This is a genomic window from Halostagnicola kamekurae (assembly GCF_900116205.1).
GTDB lineage: Archaea > Halobacteriota > Halobacteria > Halobacteriales > Natrialbaceae > Halostagnicola > Halostagnicola kamekurae.
Window position 1 is genome coordinate 38,804 of record NZ_FOZS01000007.1, and the last position, 17,053, is coordinate 55,856.

The following is a 17,053-nucleotide window of genomic DNA, read 5'->3' on the forward strand; positions in this document are numbered from 1 at the left end:
TTGGTCCCAATCCGGCGATAAACGACGTACTGTGGACGACATCGTATATTCCCGGCCAGGATCGTCGCGGTAGTCATTTCTGGCGCCCGATTACAGTTACTACGCGATGTCTTCGACCCCCTCTTCGATGGGAGCGCGCTCAAAGTAGAACAGTTCGACGACGATCACAAGAACGAGGAGGAAGATGACGACGAACGTCTCCGGCTCAATCGTTGCCAGGTACCAGACGAGTACGAGAACCGTTGCGATCGCGCCACCGGCCCCGACGACCGGAATTACCACTGATGCAATCGTATCAGATCGGTTTTGATACGCCAGATAGCTTATAAGGCCGAAGATTACGATGAACACGAGTGAGGCAAATGAGCTAATCGTATCGAGACTCCCAAGCGTTGCGAGGGATGGGGTAAGTACGCCGAGAATCGCGAGTTCTCGAATTGGTTCGCCTCCGGAACTCTCGAGGTGCCGTGGAAGTAGCTGCTCGGTCGCCAACTGGTTCATGAGCCGGGACGTACTGAACAGGGTCGCGTTGAGTGCGCTTGCAGTTGAAAGAGCGCAGCGACGGAAATTAGAACGAAGGCGAATTGGCCGAGGAACGGTGCGGCGGCTATCGCCAATGCGGCCTCCGAATGGGACTGTATTACTGCGGTACTGACGAGGCTCGTCGTGGCAATGGCGACAAGGACGTAGAGGACCGTCACCCCCGCAATCGAAACGAACACGGCCTTCCTGACCGTCTGACGTGGGTCGCGAATGCTCTCCTAGTCGAACAGCAGGAGTTCCCACCCTTCGAACGCTACGAACGAGAGTGCGGTGGCGATGAGCGGTCCCGTTCCGAGCGTCGTGTACCACGGGATCGACGTCCACAAACGGTACGCATAGGTGCAGTAATGGATGAAGCTGGGATGATCGTCGAAGAGGTTCGCGTCGGAGTGATTAGCGCTGGGTTGGTATCGACAGTTCCGTGAAATCGTCCTGATGTTCGCTCTTATCAACATAGAATCACTGTGTAAGCCGCTGTAACCGACGCAACATCTATTCAACAGAGCAAATCCTTCTATTCTCGTACTTCATCAATCCCCTGAGCAACATCCTTGGCCTGAATGTCGGAGTACGACTCGTGGGTCGTCTCGATTGATTTGTGCCGAAGTGCCGACTGCGCAAGTTCAGAGTGGCCCTTCTCGTAGAGCTCTGCTCCAAGCGCCCGTCTCGCGCCGTGCGGTTTCAAATACTCGCCGTCTTCAAGGTCGATACCAGCTTCCTGTGTAAGCCGTTTCATCACTGATCGACCACCGGCCTTCGTGAGTGCTGGCGGCGGAATCTCAGCATTTCGGAGCGCATCGTCAATATCGACATTCTCATCCAGATCTCTCCCAGTCACCTCACGATACGCTGCATATTTCGAGGGAGCGTGCCCAGTTGGAAAGATCGGCCACGCGTCAGTCGGCGGCTCAGCAACGCGCCGATACCGATCGAGTGCGTCTCGAGCGGCCGATGGAAGCCCAACGCGCTCGTACTGACGGGATTTCCCGAATACCTCAAGAGAGTGGTTCTCGAGGTCGACGTCGCCCCAAGTCACGCCGTTGCGGGCGTCGTCGCGCGGATCGCGGAACAGTTCAGCGCCACGAACGCCAGCATCGGCGAGCAAAACCACGATCGCTCGGTCTCGATAGGCGATTTCGCGAGAGACATCGATCGTATCCTCGAGGGCTAGGTCCACGCGTTCGGTGACATAATTGATGAGCTGCTGGCGGTGTTTGGGGTCCCAAAACTGACGATTGCGATCGCCTTTGTCCTCGGGGAGGAACTCTTCTGCGCGCTGTGTATTTGCCGGATTCGTGTCTAATAGTTCGTCGCGGACGCAAAAGGAGAGAAACGCGCGCACGTAGTTAAAGTATGTATTCGCCGTCGACGCTGCCAGCTCTTGGTCGATGGCACGCTCGCGAAGATACATTCCGTACTCGCGGAGCGTGTTCGTCTCGAGTGCGCCGACTCGCTGTACCCCCTCTTGATCACAGAAGTCCGCGAATTCGGTCAACGGTGACCGCATCGTCGACCGAGAGCCGCCCGAGTCCAGCGAGCCGAGATAGCGCGAAACCGCCTCCTTGACGCTCGTCCCCCCGCGAGCAGCCCGTCGATCAGTTGATCCAGACATTCACTTGTGGGGTATAGTGTCGACCCACATAAAATCCACTTGGTTAAACTGGTGTTTAACGAAGTGGATCGCATAGGGGCGATACTGCAGGATATCTGAGGGTAGAAGCCATTTACTCCCGGATATGCAGGATATAAATTCTATATCGCGATATAGAATGAGTTCCTTGCAAGTTGAGACTACAGTGGGTTCAGCGGGGCTGTGATGCGTGGTTTCGGACGAATCGACGAGCGGAATCTGCTTTAGATCCTTCTCCCAACGGGTATTCTTGTTGAGATGAAAACTAGTTCGGAGTATTTTCGCGGCCACGAACAGTGTAGCCACTCAGACGCCACGCTAACCTAGAATGAGTGCTTCTCTACCCGATTCCGGTTTCCTTCTTCAACAGGGTAAGCGTATTGTCGGCTGTCACAATGGGCGAATGCTCGTACTCTCCGGTCAGTTCCACCTGTACGAGTAGATCGACTGCTCGCCAAATCGAGTACAGCAGACACGCGAACGCGAAGTAGAAGAACCGCAGTACGAAATTCTTCAATGTCGTCGCCGCCATGAATCGCTTGATGCTCTTGTAGCCGCTCTCGATCTCCAGCGCGAACTATACTCGCAGATCGTTCCCGCTGAGATGAAACGATCGAGTACCGTGCATTGAGAGTATTAGTCTCAACTTCTGTTGTCCAAAGAAAATATCGCGGATAGCGCTTTATACATTTCTTGAGCGTAGGGTATGGGAGTTCCATCTCCAGAGAACTCGTAGAGTTTGTCAAGAAGGTTACTGGATTGAAAGGTTCTACTCTACGTCGTAACCCCATTCACGGAGAATCCCCTCAACATCCTCGAGATTCTGTAACCCGACCAGCAGCGCTGCCTCGCGAAGGTCGGCCTTATTGACGGTCTCCCCGAGATCGTTCTCGAGCGAGAGTCTCGCGTCGCGCTGCTCGTCAAGTGTTGATTGCTGTAGGTGTAATTGGACGGTCTTGGTCCGGCCGTCCGTGATACTATCCCGCTGATAGAGCCATGGGAGGCTGCCTGTAGCCGGCGATGAGACGTCGGTCTCGTCGGTCGACGGTTCCAGTGCCTCGAGGGATTGCTCAGGGTCGGTGTCGACCGGATCTGGATCCCGATCAGTGTCGTCAGTAGAACTGTCGTCGAACGGATCGTCACCACTCGCGCCAGTCTTGAAGCCCGTCATTGGACTACCCCATGCTCGAGTGCGCCTGGTTCTGGTGGGTTTGGTGCTTCGATCCCGCGTTCAGACTCGATATGACGAGCGATGCGGTCGACCTTCGCGAGCGTCTCGAGTTCGTAGTCCCGTTGTCGGTCGCGATACTCACGGACGTACTTGAACGCTGAGCACTGTTTTTTCCAACAGCCCTCCATCAGTGATGTCCGATCGCCGATTACCTCAGGGACCGGGAATTCAATGTCGTCGATCAGTTGCTCCTGATCGCTCGTGTTTTTCACACCCATTGGGACTGCACCGAGCACACCAATCTCAATGTTCAATTGATCGGCGAAATTCGTCGCGAGTTCCTGGAGGCCCTCAACTGACGCTTCACCCTTGGCACTGGGCTCGAATGGGATCAGGAGATTTCGCGTTGCATAAATTGCATTGTAGAGATGATCAGACTCAGTTGCCGGCGGATCACATATTAGTACATCGTAGTGGTCACCGACACCGCCCTCCTGGAGGACGCGCTGGAGCTGGGCGTAGATGTTGTAGGCATCACCGAAATCTTCAGCCTTGCTCTGTTCACGCTCGAGGTGATCGCGTAGATCCGAGAGCATGTTATGTTCTGGGAGGATGTCGACACCCTCCGCTGTTTTCGGCAGATCTTTGAACGCGCCTTTGGGGCTATTGACGATATGCCGAACGAGGTTGTCGACATCGCTTCGCGCACGATCGTCGTCGACGCCCAACATTCGACTGAGATCGCCATCCTGTGGATCCAGCGGGACGACCAGCACGTCGAGGCCGGCTCGAGCGTGCGCAACGGCTAGATTCGCCGTTAGCGTTGTCTTCCCAACGCCGCCAGCTTCGCTGTAAACAGTGTACGATAGCATACTTACGTGGATGTTTCCGTATGATAAGTAACTTCGTCAGACAAATTACCCATGAGTGACAGATGTGTGAGTTAGATGGATGTGTTACCCAAATATCTTGTGTGAGAGTCTTAGATCAATATCTTAGATGTGTTCCTAAGACAAGAGACAAAGATAACACCCATAGACACATTTCTTGGATCTGCACCAGAGATAAGAGATCGGCGTGAGAGCCATAGACAAGTTACTACAGTAACTATCAGAGAGAAAGGTCCGGGAATACAAAGCATGAAAACTAGCTCTGGACGATGCTAGCGATGTTCAACCGAATGTACAGACCTCGACTCGGTGTCACGTATCCGGGACGGCACAGACGCAGACATAAGCCTCTATAGTCGAAGTGATACACTCATCGAACTGCTCGAGGAACTTACCAAAGAGGACAGATGTCTTGTCGATGAGTACGCTGTCTCAGCATCCAATGCGCGCTTCTAAACGGAGTCCGACATGTGTGAGTTTTTGATTAAACAAGGGGGCGTCCTCATCGGCAGATAGTAGTACTTAGGGATTGAAGTACAACATAATATGTCGAGTGGTACTCGAGACCCAGAGGTTGTACGCGTCTCGCAGAAGGGACAGGCAACGATCCCGAAGACACTCCGAGAGAAGTTCGGGATCGACACCCCTGGAGAGGTATTCATTTACGAAGAGGACGAGCGTATCATTGTCGAACCAGTTCCCTCACTCGAAGAGTTAGGCGGGATTCACGCCGATGCTGATCGCGAACGTGGCGAGGTGATCGACCGAGTTCGTGAACTGAAACACGAGGAACGTCGGCGAGAAGATGCCCGTACTGATCGACTTCGACCGGCTGACTCGAGGGACGAATGAGTAACGAGTACGTATTTGGCACCGAAGCGATCATCGCATACCTCTATGACGAGCCAGGTCGGAGCGTCGTCGAAGAGTATCTTGGAGACGTTCGTGACGGGGCTGTCGAAGGGCTACTGGCAGAAACCAACGCTGGTGAAATACTGTATCTCATTGCTCGCTTCGAAGGAATTGACGACAAACCAACGACAGACTCACTTCGCACTGCCGATCGGGATCTCCGTGCGCTTGAGCGGTGGGGAATTCAAATTACGCAAGCCGACTGGCGTCTTGCCGCCGAAGTGAAGGCAGATGGCCACATCTCGTTCGCGGACGCTCATGGCGTTGCACTCGCCCACGAGACGGATGCGACACTTATCGCCGGTGCCGATGACGACTTCGAGACGCTTCCGATCGATGTCGATCTCATTCGATTTCGCGAGAGTGGTGTCTAGGCTAGTCGAGTCTATTGGAGACCCAATGGGTTCTCATGCTTTGAGAGCGTCGTGAGAGCGTCCAACCGCTTCGTCACCACTAGAATTCTCGATGACAGGAAGTCCTCGCATGACCGTGTCGCACTCACCCACAAAGAGATCGAGACCTACGATGCCTCGTACTACGAGACGCAGCTGGTCCGAGCTGTCGAACGTGTGCTGTCATCGCTCGGATGGGACCGAACCCCTCCCTCCCCCCGACATCGATGTGTAAAACCTCACATAGAGGGGAGGGGCAAAAAGTAAAGATAGTCAAAACAGCCAAAAACGACGAGAAACGACTCAAGGACTGTTTAGACATCCGAATTAGGATCTAACGCAGAATCATCTTTTGTCTGACGAAGATTTATATAGCCTCCATGATAACTATATCCGCAATAGATCATTCTACGAGGTTTGGAGAAGGTTACTTTGATAAACCGAGTAATGACTCAGTCGCTCACTGAGTCCGTTGTTCTTCTCGATATCGTTGTTGTTAACCCTCTATACCGACTATCAACGCTTCCATCCATATTTTCCCTTACCCCACCTCTCACCTATTTACACTTCGATGACGGGGGGAGGGTATTCAACACTCAGGACAAACGCAGGTGATTCTAATGGTACTCAATAGAGATGTGAGCAACGATCTCCACTTCTGTGCGAAACCCGAACTCGTCGATCACGAAAATCGGGTCAAGTCCCTATGGGATCGGATTCGAGTTTACACATCGAAGACGGGGGGTGTGTCCCCGCGAGTCTTCTGAAACCGCCCGCAAAATCACTGATTGTGGAACTCCTTCAACTGGGCGTTGACGACGGGCTGAAGTAGATCTTCATGATTGGCAATCGCTTCCAGACGAGTATCATCGACGATTCGACTCATCATCGCTTCGGGGTCTCCCGTGAACGTAAACTCCATGTACATTCCGCCACCACGGCCTCGACTCTTCCGGGATGTCGAGATGAGGCCATACGTGGAGAGTTCTTTGACGTACTTGACATAGGTCTCCCGTGTCATCTGGTCAGCATCGATTTCTTCGGTAATCCACTGGTAGACCTTGAAGCCGACCGGGCTCGGAACGGAACTCCCGGACCAATTGGAGAAATGGGCGACTGAAGCGGTCGCGTAGAGAGATATCTTCTTCTGGGTGGTCAGTCCCTCGATCAGCTTCAGTGAGCGGTCCTTATCGATTTCCTCCTGGGATTCGCGGACGTGTTCTTCGCGAACTTTCTCATCACCACGTTCATCCGCGAGGTCACCGGCACCGCGGAATAGGTCGATTGCCTTTCGTGCGTCTCCATGGCTTTGGGCTGCGAATGCCGACACGAGCGGTAGTACGTCGTCAGTTAAGGTATCGGACCGGAAGGCGTCACGACGGTTCTCGAGTATCTGGCGGAGCTGGTTAGCGTCGTAATCAGGAAAATAGATATCCCGTGGATTAAACGAACTCTCGGCACGACCGTCGATGTCCTCCATGAATTTTGGGTCGTTTGTCAGTGCTGCAACTGAGACTTGTCCCTCGATTTCGTTTGTATTACTCGCTCGCGATAACTGATAGAGGAGTTTTGAGTACGCGGGTTCGTCGCTCGTCCGTCTGCCGACCAGGAGATCGATCTCGTCGAGGATGAAAATAACCGAGTCGTAGTGTTCATTGATGAGCTCGTACAAGCGTCGGTACTTGCGCTTTGTTGACACACCCGTTTCTGGGACGCCGACTTCTATGTCGACATCCTTCGCGACGGTCTGAACGAGCTCGTAAACCGCTTGATCGAGAGTGTTGATCGGCTGGCAGTTGATATCGACGACGCCGAAGCGTTCGCCTTTGGATTGGCAGAGCTCGATAATCTGCTGTGTGACTGCCCCAATGATGAGTGATTTTCCCGTTCCAGCAGGACCATACAGAAGCATATTCGGAGGCCTGTTCCCTTGGAGCGTTGGTTTCAGAAACGAGACGACGGACTCGAGTTGGTCGTCGCGACCGACGATTCGCTCTTCATCGATAATCGTGTCAGGCTCGACGAGGTCTCGATTAACAAAAACCGATGTCTCCCCCTCATCGTCGAGCATATCTCGGATTGACCGCTGCGTACTGTCCTCTGTGTTTTCCTTGTTTTGCTCAGGTGTCGTGTTCCCAGCAGCATTCTCCCCACCGGCTTCTATGTGTTCTGCGCCAGCTCTAGAACGAGTTCCTTCCTCGATGGTAGATTGGTCCGTTCCATCCTGATCACTACCGGCCATACGCTTTCTGTACGGCGAGGCGTTAAAAAGATTTACCCCCATCGATGTTTATCCGGAAGATATGCTCAATCTCTACCCCATATTCGACTGATACACGCCGTCTTTGTCAGAACCGACACCGAAGTATATCCTACGAGAGACTCCCCGTCATCGATGTGTAACTCGAATATCTCTGTCTTCTTGTAGATCTGACGGTTTGGTATTTCGATGCAACCAACTCCACTACCCATCATCGAAGTGTAAGCTGCCTCGTGACACCCCACCATCGAAGTGTAACTGGGTGTTACTCCCCCTGTCATCGATGTGAAAACCAGGCTCATCGAACCCCAGACGAGTTCAGTGAAGCACAACAGGCAATATAGTGATGTAACTTATATTTCATAGATCATAACACTTGCAGTGTAGTCAGAATACTTGCAAGGTGGTGGGGTGAACACTTGTAGGGCAGTGTAGTAGGTTCACGGAAGGCAGTGAGAAAACACTTGCAGGCTGGTGTATATTCCTTAGAATACGCAAGGTGGTGTGAGGTAATCTCTCGTCCAAACACCCCCCGTTATCGAAGTGAAAAACTGCCTTACTTAGTGTTCTCCATGCTGTTTCTCGCCGATTTTCGGTTTGCACACGGACAGTTACGTCGAAATCCTTGTTGTGATCCACTCACCTGAGTTGACTGGATCTTTATATTTGGATTTAATCTGATCTCCGTCTCCCCACTGCCAGTAATAGTAGCGGTTATCGTTGATCCCCTTGATAGTGGTCGTGGCCTTCGACGGGACGCTGTCAGGGAGGTCGTTCGGACGCTCTTTGACATCGGAGTCGTCTGAACCCTCCTCGAGGCGAGCTTCGCGTTCCTTGTGTTCGGCTAGCTCTTCGGCGTAGCGGGCAACATCTTTGAGCTGGCCCGGCGAGTATCCGTTGAGCGTGTCGACGATATCGGCCGAGAGGTCCGCTGGCGGCGTCGGTGATTCGTAGGACATCGGCTGTTCTCGTGTTAACCAACACGGAACGCTAACCCATAGTTTTGTTGGTTAAGACGGTGGTGTTGTCCCCCATCCGCTTCTGAAAAGGCCTCATGAGTAGTCTTCGAGTCAGAGATGGACAAATTGATCGACGATATCTGATATCGTTCTGATCGCAGCTCTCACCACCTCCACGATTTTTCAACCTCTGCCGAGTCAGGGAGCCGTCCCCGATCGACGGTGTCGTAGCATTTTACGCACTGAACAACATCTTTAGAAGAAGAGATGGAATGAATAAGTGACTACACACCCTCGTCCAGAGTGAAAACGGTCGAAAGGGTGGGAGAAAGTCTACCAGAAATAGCGGTTTTCAGGACGTCGTTGATAAACAGGTATCGACGCTAGAGGAACTAACACCCCGTTTCTGATGTTATCGGACTAGAGAAGATAGCGTGGTGATGCACACACACACACACACACACACACTGCCCTGCAAGTGTTCTTTACTCCAGCAGGTGAACGGGGTCATCTTGGCATGAACGATGATATATAAAGAGAAGAATATAGAAGGAGTATATCCAAGCGGAAAGATCCCCTAAACCCCATTTTTGTGGACTTGAAGACCTCTTTCCTCTAATTCTATTCCAGGTAATAACTAGCACAACAACAACATTCTTAATAGAGTTAGCTAGTAGTAGTCGAGAAAACTGTCCTCTTACCACCTAACACCGTTCTATTCCGCTATATTCAGGAGTATCCAACATCGTATCTACTCAACTCTCCCCCACTATTTCTGAAACTGAGAACACTTGCAGGGTGGTGTGTGTGTGTTCCCGCTCCAAACAGTTGAAACACTTGCAGGGTGGTGGGTAGTTTTAATAGCGTCGGTTAGAGAAGTGCAGACAATGGTGGACGTTGACGAAAATCCCTTCGACGAGAAGGATTCCATCTTTGAGCAGAAGCAGCCCCTAAAGAAGGATACGTTCACACCGGAGACCATCTTCCATCGGGATGATGAGATCGAACTTTATATCAACGCACTCCAAGACGTTGTCGTCGGCCATGCCCCGAACAACGTCTTCGTGTACGGGCCTACGGGAGTCGGTAAAACGGCAGTCACGAAGTGGGTCCGTGACAAACTCCAAGAGAAAGCAGATTCACAGGACGTTCCCTTGACTGTCCTCGGGCCGATCAACTGTCGTAACTACAAGTCCTCCTACGCACTCGTCACATCACTCGTCAACGAGTTCCGCTTACCAGATAACCAACTTCCGGACAGTGGCTATAGCACAGATCGTGTCTTTGAGTTCCTCTACGAGGAAATAGAGGCTGTTGGGGGCAACGTTCTCATCATTCTCGACGAGATTGACAACATTCCGCCCGATGCCCGTAATGACTTCTTGTACGAACTACCTCGTGCCGAAGCTAACGAAAACACACCTATTTCAGAGGCGAAAATCGGTCTCATCGGGATCTCGAACGATCTGAAGTTCGTCGATGTCCTCGAGCCGAAAGTCAAATCGACGCTTGGGGAGCGCGAGATCAAGTTCGGACCGTACAACGCAAATGAGCTCCAGGATATACTCGAATACTACGCTGATATCGCGTTCTGGGACGGCGTTCTTGAGGACGACATCGTTCCGCTGGCAGCCGCCTTCTCTGCTCAGGAACGGGGTGACGTTCGCCAAGGCCTTCGAATCCTCGAGAAAGCTGGCGAGTACGCACGTATGGAAGACGCTAATACCGTCACTGAGGAGCACACACGGCGAGCGACCGATACGATCGAAAAAGACGAAATCCTCGACTATTTTGAGCAGGATCTGAGCTCCCAACAAGCGCTCACGTATCTTGCAACGACACTTGCGTTCATCGAACCGAAACACGAGGCAGCGACTAAACGGATCTATAATCTCTATTCGTCGATCGCAGAGTCGAGCGGCCGGCGAGTAAAATCCGAACGCAAGATCTACGAGTTCCTTGACCAGTTGTCGATGCAGGGACTCGTCCGGTCCGCAGAGAAGAACCTGGGTCGGAAAGGTGGTCGGAAATACGTATATGAGGTCACCGATGATCCGGCCGATATTATCGACGCTGCGCTTCAGTCGTCCTATAGTAATGCCGTTCCGAGTAACGTGAACGAAATTCTCAATCACTATCTAGAAGACGAGGCGACCGACTTCGAACCCCCAGACGAGTCCAGTGAAGAACAACAGGTACTCTGGAAATTTGTCTGACACGTACCAGATACAAAACACTTGCAGGGTGGTGTGGTGCGAACACTTGCAGGATGGTGTAGTAGGGGTCTCGGAATCTATGAGAAAACACTTGCAGGATGGTGTGTGTTCCTTAGAACACTTGCAAGGTGGTGTGGGCCGAACACTTGCAGGGTGGTGTAGTCAGAACACTCGCAAGGTGGTGTGAGGTGAGGTCTTATCCGATACGCTCCCCGTTATTGGTGTGAAAAATAGTTTGCTTGGTGTTCTCTGTGGTGTTTCTCGCCTATTTTCAATTTGCACACGGGCGGCTACGTCGAAACAATCTCAGAATTCACAGGCGGTACAAGGCGGATGCTACGGGGCTTTACCCCGAGGCGGTTGACAGAGCGGCACTGTCTAGTTAGCGCAGTTTGAGGAACGAGCAGGGTGGGTAGTTCACTGTTGTCGTGCATCGCCGCGAGTTCCTCGAGCGTGCTCCGATGGCAGATCGAGTCGATCGTCCGCTCGCCGAAGACAAGGTGTGCACCGCCGCTTCCGACTCGCGCGTACTGTCTGAGTATTCTATCGAGATGACCGTTGTCCTATTTTAGCATGGAAAGTATTTCGTAACAAGTATTTTGTACTTTCCCTCCAGATCGGGGACACAATGCGTCGACGAACGTTCCTAACTGGCTTAGGAGTTACAGGCGCCGCGGCGGTCTCCGGAACGGCTGTAACCGGGGCTCAAACGCCCGGTGAAGGAGAGACGATTCAGCCGTTGATGTTCGACTCAACGGCGAGCATTTTGAACAGTGAGAGCGAGCCGCTGACTGACGACTCACTGGTCGCCGTGTGGGCCGGTCCAACGGCATATAATGGCGACGAGGACGGGAACGGCGACGCTGTCTCCTACCCCGAGGATACATCGATCCCGCTCGTCGTGAGCGCGGATAACGTGGTTGCGTTCGGTGCACCGATCGGCCAGAACGACACGGATTTCAATTACGGCAACGAGGAGTTCCTGCTGAACGTCCTCGATGAGGAAACCGACGGCGAATCGGTCGTTTTCGACGAGGGACACGGCCAGTTCTACGATACCGACGAGTTTAGTACGTTCATTGACTACGCGGAAACCAACGGCTACGCCGTCGAGGCGACCACCGATTTAGCGAGTGATCTAGGGAGCGCCGACGCCGCTATCGTTACCTCTCCTGAAGGATCTGCGTTCACCGAGGACGAGCTCGCTGCCGTTAGGTCGTACGTCGATGGCGGCGGAACGCTTCTGCTATTCGACCAGTCCGATTTCAGCAATTACGACGCGACGGACAATCTCAACGAGATCGCAGCGGCGATCGATGCTCCGTTCCGATTCAACGACGACCAGGTCTATGACCCCGAGAACAACGTCTACACGGAGTTTGTTCCGACAACGTCGAACTTCAATACCGAATTCGAGTACTTCGAGGAGCGGGAAGGACTAGGATTCGAACTCGAGCGCGACGAAACCTACACCGTCGAGGTTGTAGAGGTAACGGACGGTGATACGATCGACGTGGCGTTCGATGGTGGTCAGGAGGAAGCCATCCGTACGCTTGGATTTGATACCCCCGAAACGGGAAGTGCGACGAGTACCGAGCGCGCTGCGGAGTGGGAGGGCATCGAGTCCTATGACTACCTCGAATCGGCCGGCGAGGCGGCGACTGCATTCGCCCGAGAACAACTCTCTTCCGGTGATACGGTCGAACTCTCCTTCGATTCGACCGAACCCGTTCGCGACGAATACGGCCGCGTACTCGGCTACCTCACCTACGACGCCTCCGGTGACGGCACACGCGACACGTTATACAACCGCCGAGTCGTCGAAGAAGGTCACGCCCGCGTCTACGGCTCCGGATTCGCTCGCCACGACGAGTTCCTCGCTGCGGAGTTCGCAGCCCGCGATGCTGGCCTCGGGGTCTGGTCCGAAAGCGATCCCGACGCCTCCTCGCCCATCCGGGACCGACCCGTCGAGGATCTGTTCTTCCCGAACCCTGAAAGCATCGTCACGACAACAGGACCCGTTTCCCCCGACCGCGTCCCGGTGTTCGCGGCCTCGAGTGCAACGCGAAGCGGTGCTGAAACGGCGTACGAGGGCGACGTCCCGCTGGCGGCCGTCGACTACGATGCCCGCCTGGCGTATCTCGGCGCTCCGATCATCAGTGAAACATACGAAGAGGTCGAAGACTACCCTGTCGACACATCAACATACGAAAATTTCGCCTTCGCGACCGAACTGATCAACGATCTGAGCGACCGTGAGGACGGTCCGGTGCTGATCGAGGGTGGCCACGGCCAGTTTAATCTCGAATATTCGCTCTCGAACGAGGACGCGGCGTACTACCAGCGGTATCTCGAAGGGCAGGACGTCCTCTTCGAGCAGGTCAACGATGTTACAACGGCGGCCGCCAGCGAACGACTCACCGAAGCCCGTGCGCTTATCATCACGACCCCGGCATCTGCGTTCACCGAGGACGAAGTCGCCGCCGTCGCGTCGTTCGCGGAGGCAGGCGGTACGGTCGTTCTCATGGGGAGTGCCAGCGCACCCGGTGTTCAACGTGGGTACCTCAATGACATCGCTGCAGGGGTAGAATCCGATCTACGCCTCGGAACCGGCTCGGTCACCGACGCCGAGTCGAACCTTAACGATGAGGCAACGATTCCGGTAACGTCTAACCTCAATGAAACGGAGGCGCCTTCAGACCAGCGCCCAATCGCGCGTATCAATCCCGACGCAACGGAGGCTACCATCGGTGAACGACTCGGCTTTGGAGTCGAGGACGCGTCGGATAACGAACAGTGGATCGATTCCGTAGAGTGGGACCTGGGTGACGGTACCGCCGCGACGGGATGGTGGACGGAATACCAGTACGACGAACCCGGCGAGTACATTGTCACACTCGCCGCGACCGACAACAAAGGAACGGAGACCACTGATACCATCACAGTCACCGTCGAGGATCTGACGGAGCCGATCGCACGCTTCATCCCAAGCACAACGACCCCATCCGTCGACGAACGGGTTACGTTCCAGGTTGAGGACTCGTCGGGCAACGAGCGATGGATCGACTCACTAGAATGGACGTTTGGCGACGGGACGATAGCCGAAGGCTGGTGGAACGCCCACCGCTATGAAGAGCCCGGTGAGTATACTGTGGCGCTGACCGCCACCGATAACACGGGTGCTGAAACCACTGAAACGGTCATCGTGACCGTCGAATAGATCGTTAGTACGGAGCGCTGAATGTCACGTTCTTCGGGGTTAGTAGATAAGTACGTTCAGGCGGATGCACACTCTGAGCTCTTCGCCGTAGCGGGCAACGTCTTGGAGCTGGCCCGTCGAGTATCCGTTGAGCGTGTCGACGATATCGGCCGGGAGGACCGTTTGCGGCGTCGGTGATTTGTAGGACATCGGCTGTTCTTGTGTTAACCAACAAGCGAGCTATGAAGTCGCAGGTGTTGGTTAACACGCTCAAGATACACTGTCTCGAGCGTGGATTGCGTCGGTGGTCGTCATGTCAATAATGTCTCAGTCGGCGTCGTGAATTGGTAGTTGTGGCTCTGTACAACGGTATCGAAGGGGTGCGTGCCACTTCGCATTGCTGGAGATTGTGGACACACCCACCCCATCGTGTCCAGTGTCTTTGCGTGTCGGTTTGGTCGGGAAGTTGTTGTATTTATCTCAACCCAACCACTTACTACTGGGCTAGCCACCGTTCGGACTTATTTCTCAATAGACCTCTTAAACTCTCCTCTACATTTAGAGTTCTTCATCAACGGAGTCTTCCCTGCTATTCTGGCAAGACACTGGACATGGTGGGGTAACCGACGCCGATCAACAGCGTCTTGATCAGACCCTCTGATACCCGAAAGACACTGGACACGATGGGGTGTATTCTCCCGCCTGCTAGTGATTTGGACACTTGACAGAGTGGGGTGTCCTGCTACTCTCGAGGAGTCTGAGACACTGGACAAACTGGGGTGGTCGTCTAAGTACCGAAATGGTCGCGAAGACACTGGACACGGTGGGGTGACCTGCTACTCTCGAGCTATCCGAGACACTGGACACAGTGGGGGTGCAGTTCGATTCGCAGATTGTGAGAAGACACTGGACACGATGGGGTGTGGACACGGATTAGGACTCGAAATCCAGATAGTTGGTAAGCATCACGTTCAGTGCTGGACTCGACCGCTGTTCTCGTCGACCGTCTTCTCGCTGTGACAGTCTGCACAGAGCGTCTGGAGGCTCGACTCCTCGAGCGGATGACCGCCGTCCGTAATCCGTTCGATGCGATTGTTCCCATTCTCGTTGCTTGAACTCGAACGTGTGGATCGAGAGGACGTCACGGAGAAACGACGGAAACGTGGGGAGGTATCTTCCTGTTCGAGTTCTCGCGGATAGCTCCGGAAATAGTGGTGTGGGTCATCGAAACCACTTGCTAGAAAAAGCTCCGGAAACGGTGGAGTGTTACAAGTCACTCCCTTCATCAATCGTGCCTCTTTCCGCTTGAGTTTGTGTTTAGCACCAAAATGGTCCCAATTGACGTCGAAAGGGATTAAATCGAACTCTCGATTCCTTCCGCGACGCTTTGAATGACGGACGACAGGTGTATGATGTTTCCATCAATTCTACCTAGACAAAGCTCCGGAACTAGTGGAGGGAGTGCTAGTGACCCAATCCATAGCTTCGGAAACGGTGGAGGGTAGATTTTATCGTAGAACCACACCTTCCGCTGCTTAATGCATTCACAGTAAGCCACCGATATAGCTAATATTGCTATAGATTGCTTCGGAAATACTGGTGGGTGATTATAGAATTTCACTTACTCCTGTATTCGGTTATACATTACTCGGATGGCGAAACGGGAGCTTTGTATTTGGATTTAATTCTCGAGCCATCCCGCCACTGATAGTAGTAGTACTTGTTGTCGTTGATCTCCTTGATTGTGACACAGGCTTTCCCGGGGACATCGTCTGGTCGGTCGGGATCCTCGTAGCTCTCTTCGCGAACGATCTCCTCATCCTCCTCGAGTTCAGCTTTGACTTTTGCTTCCTGGTACTCAGCAAGCTCCTCTGCATATGCTGCGATAGCATGAAGCGCATCACTATCCTGGCGGTTAAGCCCGTCTGCGATATACTGAGGTATTTCTTCGGGTAGAGTGGGGCGATTCATTGCAGGTCTTTAACCAACACTATTCTCCCTTATACTATAAATTGTTGGTTAATATAGCTCGCCACCCAAACTACCATCTCTTTTCTCCTCCGTATGGTCGTTCTTGTAGAACGCAGGAAAGGGAGCCGACGCTGTATCGACTATCTCTGTACTGTGCTTGAATACTTCATCGATGTCATGGGAGTAGATATTCCTCCGGAAATCGACCAGTTTTGTCAGATGGTGCGAATTCAATACTTCGCACTAGATCAACGTGTGAGCCAAGAATCATCCACTGAAGAAGTTCTTAGCCTTGAGGAAGCTACTGAATTCGTCACTGATATGACGGAGGTCGACAGATGAGGAGATCGAACAAGGGCCGCCAAGACCGATATCGCCCCGCCGGAAGAAGCGACGGTTGGTGACGATAAGTAACGATTGTGCGGTTGCCTCACGATAGCTTTTTGCTGAAGTGAGCAGGGAATCACCCTTCCATATTTCTCTAACTATTCTTAGAATTCCGAGAACGAATTCGAACGATCGATAGATCTTTATCTGCTGTCGTCTTTTCCCTTCATGCACCGTTTTCTCGCAGCTGTGGGTGGATCTGCTACGTTGTAGAATCGAGTATTTCACTTCCACGTTTGAGCCGGTGCTCCCGCTGCCTGCGGGAGGACGGGCCAAGATCATACATGAACAGAGAAATTCCGCCGATGCAGCCACTGGCACCGATCGTCGATCAAATGCAAGAAATCGCCCGCGAAGAACTCCCAGAACCGCGAAGTTGCCGAATCCAGTTATGGGATGATGGGACGTTCGACGTTAAAATATATCATTCGCCGGGACCTGATTCACTACAGGCGATCCGATACGAACCTGCAACGAGTGAAATCTATTGGGAGTATGCCAGCGGTGGTGGTTGGGAGATAAC

13 protein-coding genes and 4 pseudogenes are annotated in these 17,053 nt (G+C 53.2%); 7 read left to right on the top strand and 10 right to left on the bottom strand.

Translation table 11 applies throughout. The features are described from left to right. Nucleotides 1–99: 99 nt before the first annotated feature. Entirely contained in the window at nucleotides 100–282 is a 183-nt protein-coding gene (locus BM348_RS21725; protein WP_092907538.1) for a hypothetical protein, read from the bottom strand. A 657-nt stretch (nucleotides 283–939) separates the two neighbouring features. Here BM348_RS21725 and BM348_RS22525 point away from each other — a divergent pair. Then, nucleotides 940–1,023, top strand: a pseudogene (locus BM348_RS22525) (IS5/IS1182 family transposase); the annotation flags it as partial. 34 nt (nucleotides 1,024–1,057) lie between these two features. On the opposite strand, the gene BM348_RS19235 reads toward BM348_RS22525, so the two are convergent. From BM348_RS19235 to BM348_RS19255, 4 genes and pseudogenes are all read right to left on the bottom strand, one after another. Continuing rightward, entirely contained in the window at nucleotides 1,058–2,155 is a 1,098-nt protein-coding gene (locus BM348_RS19235) for a tyrosine-type recombinase/integrase (protein ID WP_092907540.1), read from the bottom strand. A 358-nt stretch (nucleotides 2,156–2,513) separates the two neighbouring features. Then, nucleotides 2,514–2,758 (bottom strand): annotated as a pseudogene (locus tag BM348_RS22075) (transposase); the annotation flags it as partial. A gap of 184 nt (nucleotides 2,759–2,942) precedes the next feature. After that, nucleotides 2,943–3,344 carry a hypothetical protein gene (locus BM348_RS19250; RefSeq protein ID WP_092907545.1) on the bottom strand — a complete coding sequence of 134 codons (402 nt, stop codon included), beginning with the start codon at nucleotides 3,342–3,344 and terminating at the stop codon, nucleotides 2,943–2,945. Further along, nucleotides 3,341–4,216 carry a ParA family protein gene (locus tag BM348_RS19255; protein ID WP_092907547.1) on the bottom strand — a complete coding sequence of 292 codons (876 nt, stop codon included), beginning with the start codon at nucleotides 4,214–4,216 and terminating at the stop codon, nucleotides 3,341–3,343. Before BM348_RS19255 ends, BM348_RS19250 begins: the two co-directional genes overlap by 4 nt. 564 nt (nucleotides 4,217–4,780) lie before the next feature. Between BM348_RS19255 and BM348_RS19260 the strand changes: the two genes are divergently transcribed. The 3 genes and pseudogenes from BM348_RS19260 to BM348_RS22530 form a co-directional block, all read left to right on the top strand. Beyond that, the gene (locus BM348_RS19260; RefSeq protein ID WP_092907549.1) at nucleotides 4,781–5,086 is read left to right on the top strand and encodes an AbrB/MazE/SpoVT family DNA-binding domain-containing protein; all 306 of its coding nucleotides are present in this window, start codon (nucleotides 4,781–4,783) and stop codon (nucleotides 5,084–5,086) included. Continuing rightward, a complete protein-coding gene (locus BM348_RS19265; RefSeq protein WP_092907551.1) occupies nucleotides 5,083–5,520 on the top strand; it encodes a PIN domain-containing protein in 438 nt (145 codons plus the stop codon). The genes BM348_RS19260 and BM348_RS19265 overlap by 4 nt, the downstream gene beginning before the upstream one ends. A gap of 84 nt (nucleotides 5,521–5,604) precedes the next feature. Continuing rightward, nucleotides 5,605–5,805, top strand: a pseudogene (locus BM348_RS22530) (hypothetical protein); the annotation flags it as partial. Between the two features lie 514 nt (nucleotides 5,806–6,319). On the opposite strand, the gene BM348_RS19275 reads toward BM348_RS22530, so the two are convergent. After that, nucleotides 6,320–7,609 carry an orc1/cdc6 family replication initiation protein gene (locus tag BM348_RS19275; protein WP_175507267.1) on the bottom strand — a complete coding sequence of 430 codons (1,290 nt, stop codon included), beginning with the start codon at nucleotides 7,607–7,609 and terminating at the stop codon, nucleotides 6,320–6,322. Nucleotides 7,610–8,409: 800 nt separating this feature from the next. Then, nucleotides 8,410–8,757 carry a hypothetical protein gene (locus tag BM348_RS19280; RefSeq protein ID WP_092907556.1) on the bottom strand — a complete coding sequence of 116 codons (348 nt, stop codon included), beginning with the start codon at nucleotides 8,755–8,757 and terminating at the stop codon, nucleotides 8,410–8,412. A gap of 809 nt (nucleotides 8,758–9,566) precedes the next feature. Between BM348_RS19280 and BM348_RS19285 the strand changes: the two genes are divergently transcribed. Next, nucleotides 9,567–10,973 carry a Cdc6/Cdc18 family protein gene (locus BM348_RS19285; protein WP_217642047.1) on the top strand — a complete coding sequence of 469 codons (1,407 nt, stop codon included), beginning with the start codon at nucleotides 9,567–9,569 and terminating at the stop codon, nucleotides 10,971–10,973. A 742-nt stretch (nucleotides 10,974–11,715) separates the two neighbouring features. Further along, on the top strand, nucleotides 11,716–14,193 hold the full coding sequence (locus BM348_RS19290) for a PKD domain-containing protein (protein ID WP_217642048.1): 2,478 nt from the start codon (nucleotides 11,716–11,718) through the stop codon (nucleotides 14,191–14,193). A gap of 39 nt (nucleotides 14,194–14,232) precedes the next feature. Here BM348_RS19290 and BM348_RS21565 read toward each other — a convergent pair whose 3' ends face one another. The 3 genes from BM348_RS21565 to BM348_RS19295 form a co-directional block, all read right to left on the bottom strand. Continuing rightward, nucleotides 14,233–14,382, bottom strand: a complete 150-nt coding sequence (locus BM348_RS21565) for a hypothetical protein (RefSeq protein ID WP_175507265.1) — start codon at nucleotides 14,380–14,382, stop codon at nucleotides 14,233–14,235. A gap of 761 nt (nucleotides 14,383–15,143) precedes the next feature. Beyond that, nucleotides 15,144–15,317 carry a hypothetical protein gene (locus tag BM348_RS21570; protein WP_175507266.1) on the bottom strand — a complete coding sequence of 58 codons (174 nt, stop codon included), beginning with the start codon at nucleotides 15,315–15,317 and terminating at the stop codon, nucleotides 15,144–15,146. Between the two features lie 499 nt (nucleotides 15,318–15,816). Next, nucleotides 15,817–16,143 (bottom strand): hypothetical protein, encoded by a 327-nt coding sequence (locus BM348_RS19295; protein ID WP_092907560.1) that lies wholly within the window; start codon nucleotides 16,141–16,143, stop codon nucleotides 15,817–15,819. A gap of 671 nt (nucleotides 16,144–16,814) precedes the next feature. On the opposite strand from BM348_RS19295, the pseudogene BM348_RS21730 reads away from it, so the two are divergent. Next, nucleotides 16,815–17,053 (top strand): annotated as a pseudogene (locus tag BM348_RS21730) (hypothetical protein); the annotation flags it as partial.

What these genes read in the sequence shown, in the direction of transcription:
- BM348_RS19235 (WP_092907540.1), bottom strand. Translation starts at nt 2,155, where the DNA reads ATGTCTGGATCAACTGATCGACGGGCTGCTCGCGGGGGGACGAGCGTC.
- BM348_RS19250 (WP_092907545.1), bottom strand. Translation starts at nt 3,344, where the DNA reads ATGACGGGCTTCAAGACTGGCGCGAGTGGTGACGATCCGTTCGACGAC.
- BM348_RS19255 (WP_092907547.1), bottom strand. Translation starts at nt 4,216, where the DNA reads ATGCTATCGTACACTGTTTACAGCGAAGCTGGCGGCGTTGGGAAGACA.
- BM348_RS19260 (WP_092907549.1), top strand. Translation starts at nt 4,781, where the DNA reads ATGTCGAGTGGTACTCGAGACCCAGAGGTTGTACGCGTCTCGCAGAAG.
- BM348_RS19265 (WP_092907551.1), top strand. Translation starts at nt 5,083, where the DNA reads ATGAGTAACGAGTACGTATTTGGCACCGAAGCGATCATCGCATACCTC.
- BM348_RS19275 (WP_175507267.1), bottom strand. Translation starts at nt 7,609, where the DNA reads ATGCTCGACGATGAGGGGGAGACATCGGTTTTTGTTAATCGAGACCTC.
- BM348_RS19280 (WP_092907556.1), bottom strand. Translation starts at nt 8,757, where the DNA reads ATGTCCTACGAATCACCGACGCCGCCAGCGGACCTCTCGGCCGATATC.
- BM348_RS19290 (WP_217642048.1), top strand. Translation starts at nt 11,716, where the DNA reads ATGTTCGACTCAACGGCGAGCATTTTGAACAGTGAGAGCGAGCCGCTG.
- BM348_RS21565 (WP_175507265.1), bottom strand. Translation starts at nt 14,382, where the DNA reads ATGTCCTACAAATCACCGACGCCGCAAACGGTCCTCCCGGCCGATATC.
- BM348_RS19295 (WP_092907560.1), bottom strand. Translation starts at nt 16,143, where the DNA reads ATGAATCGCCCCACTCTACCCGAAGAAATACCTCAGTATATCGCAGAC.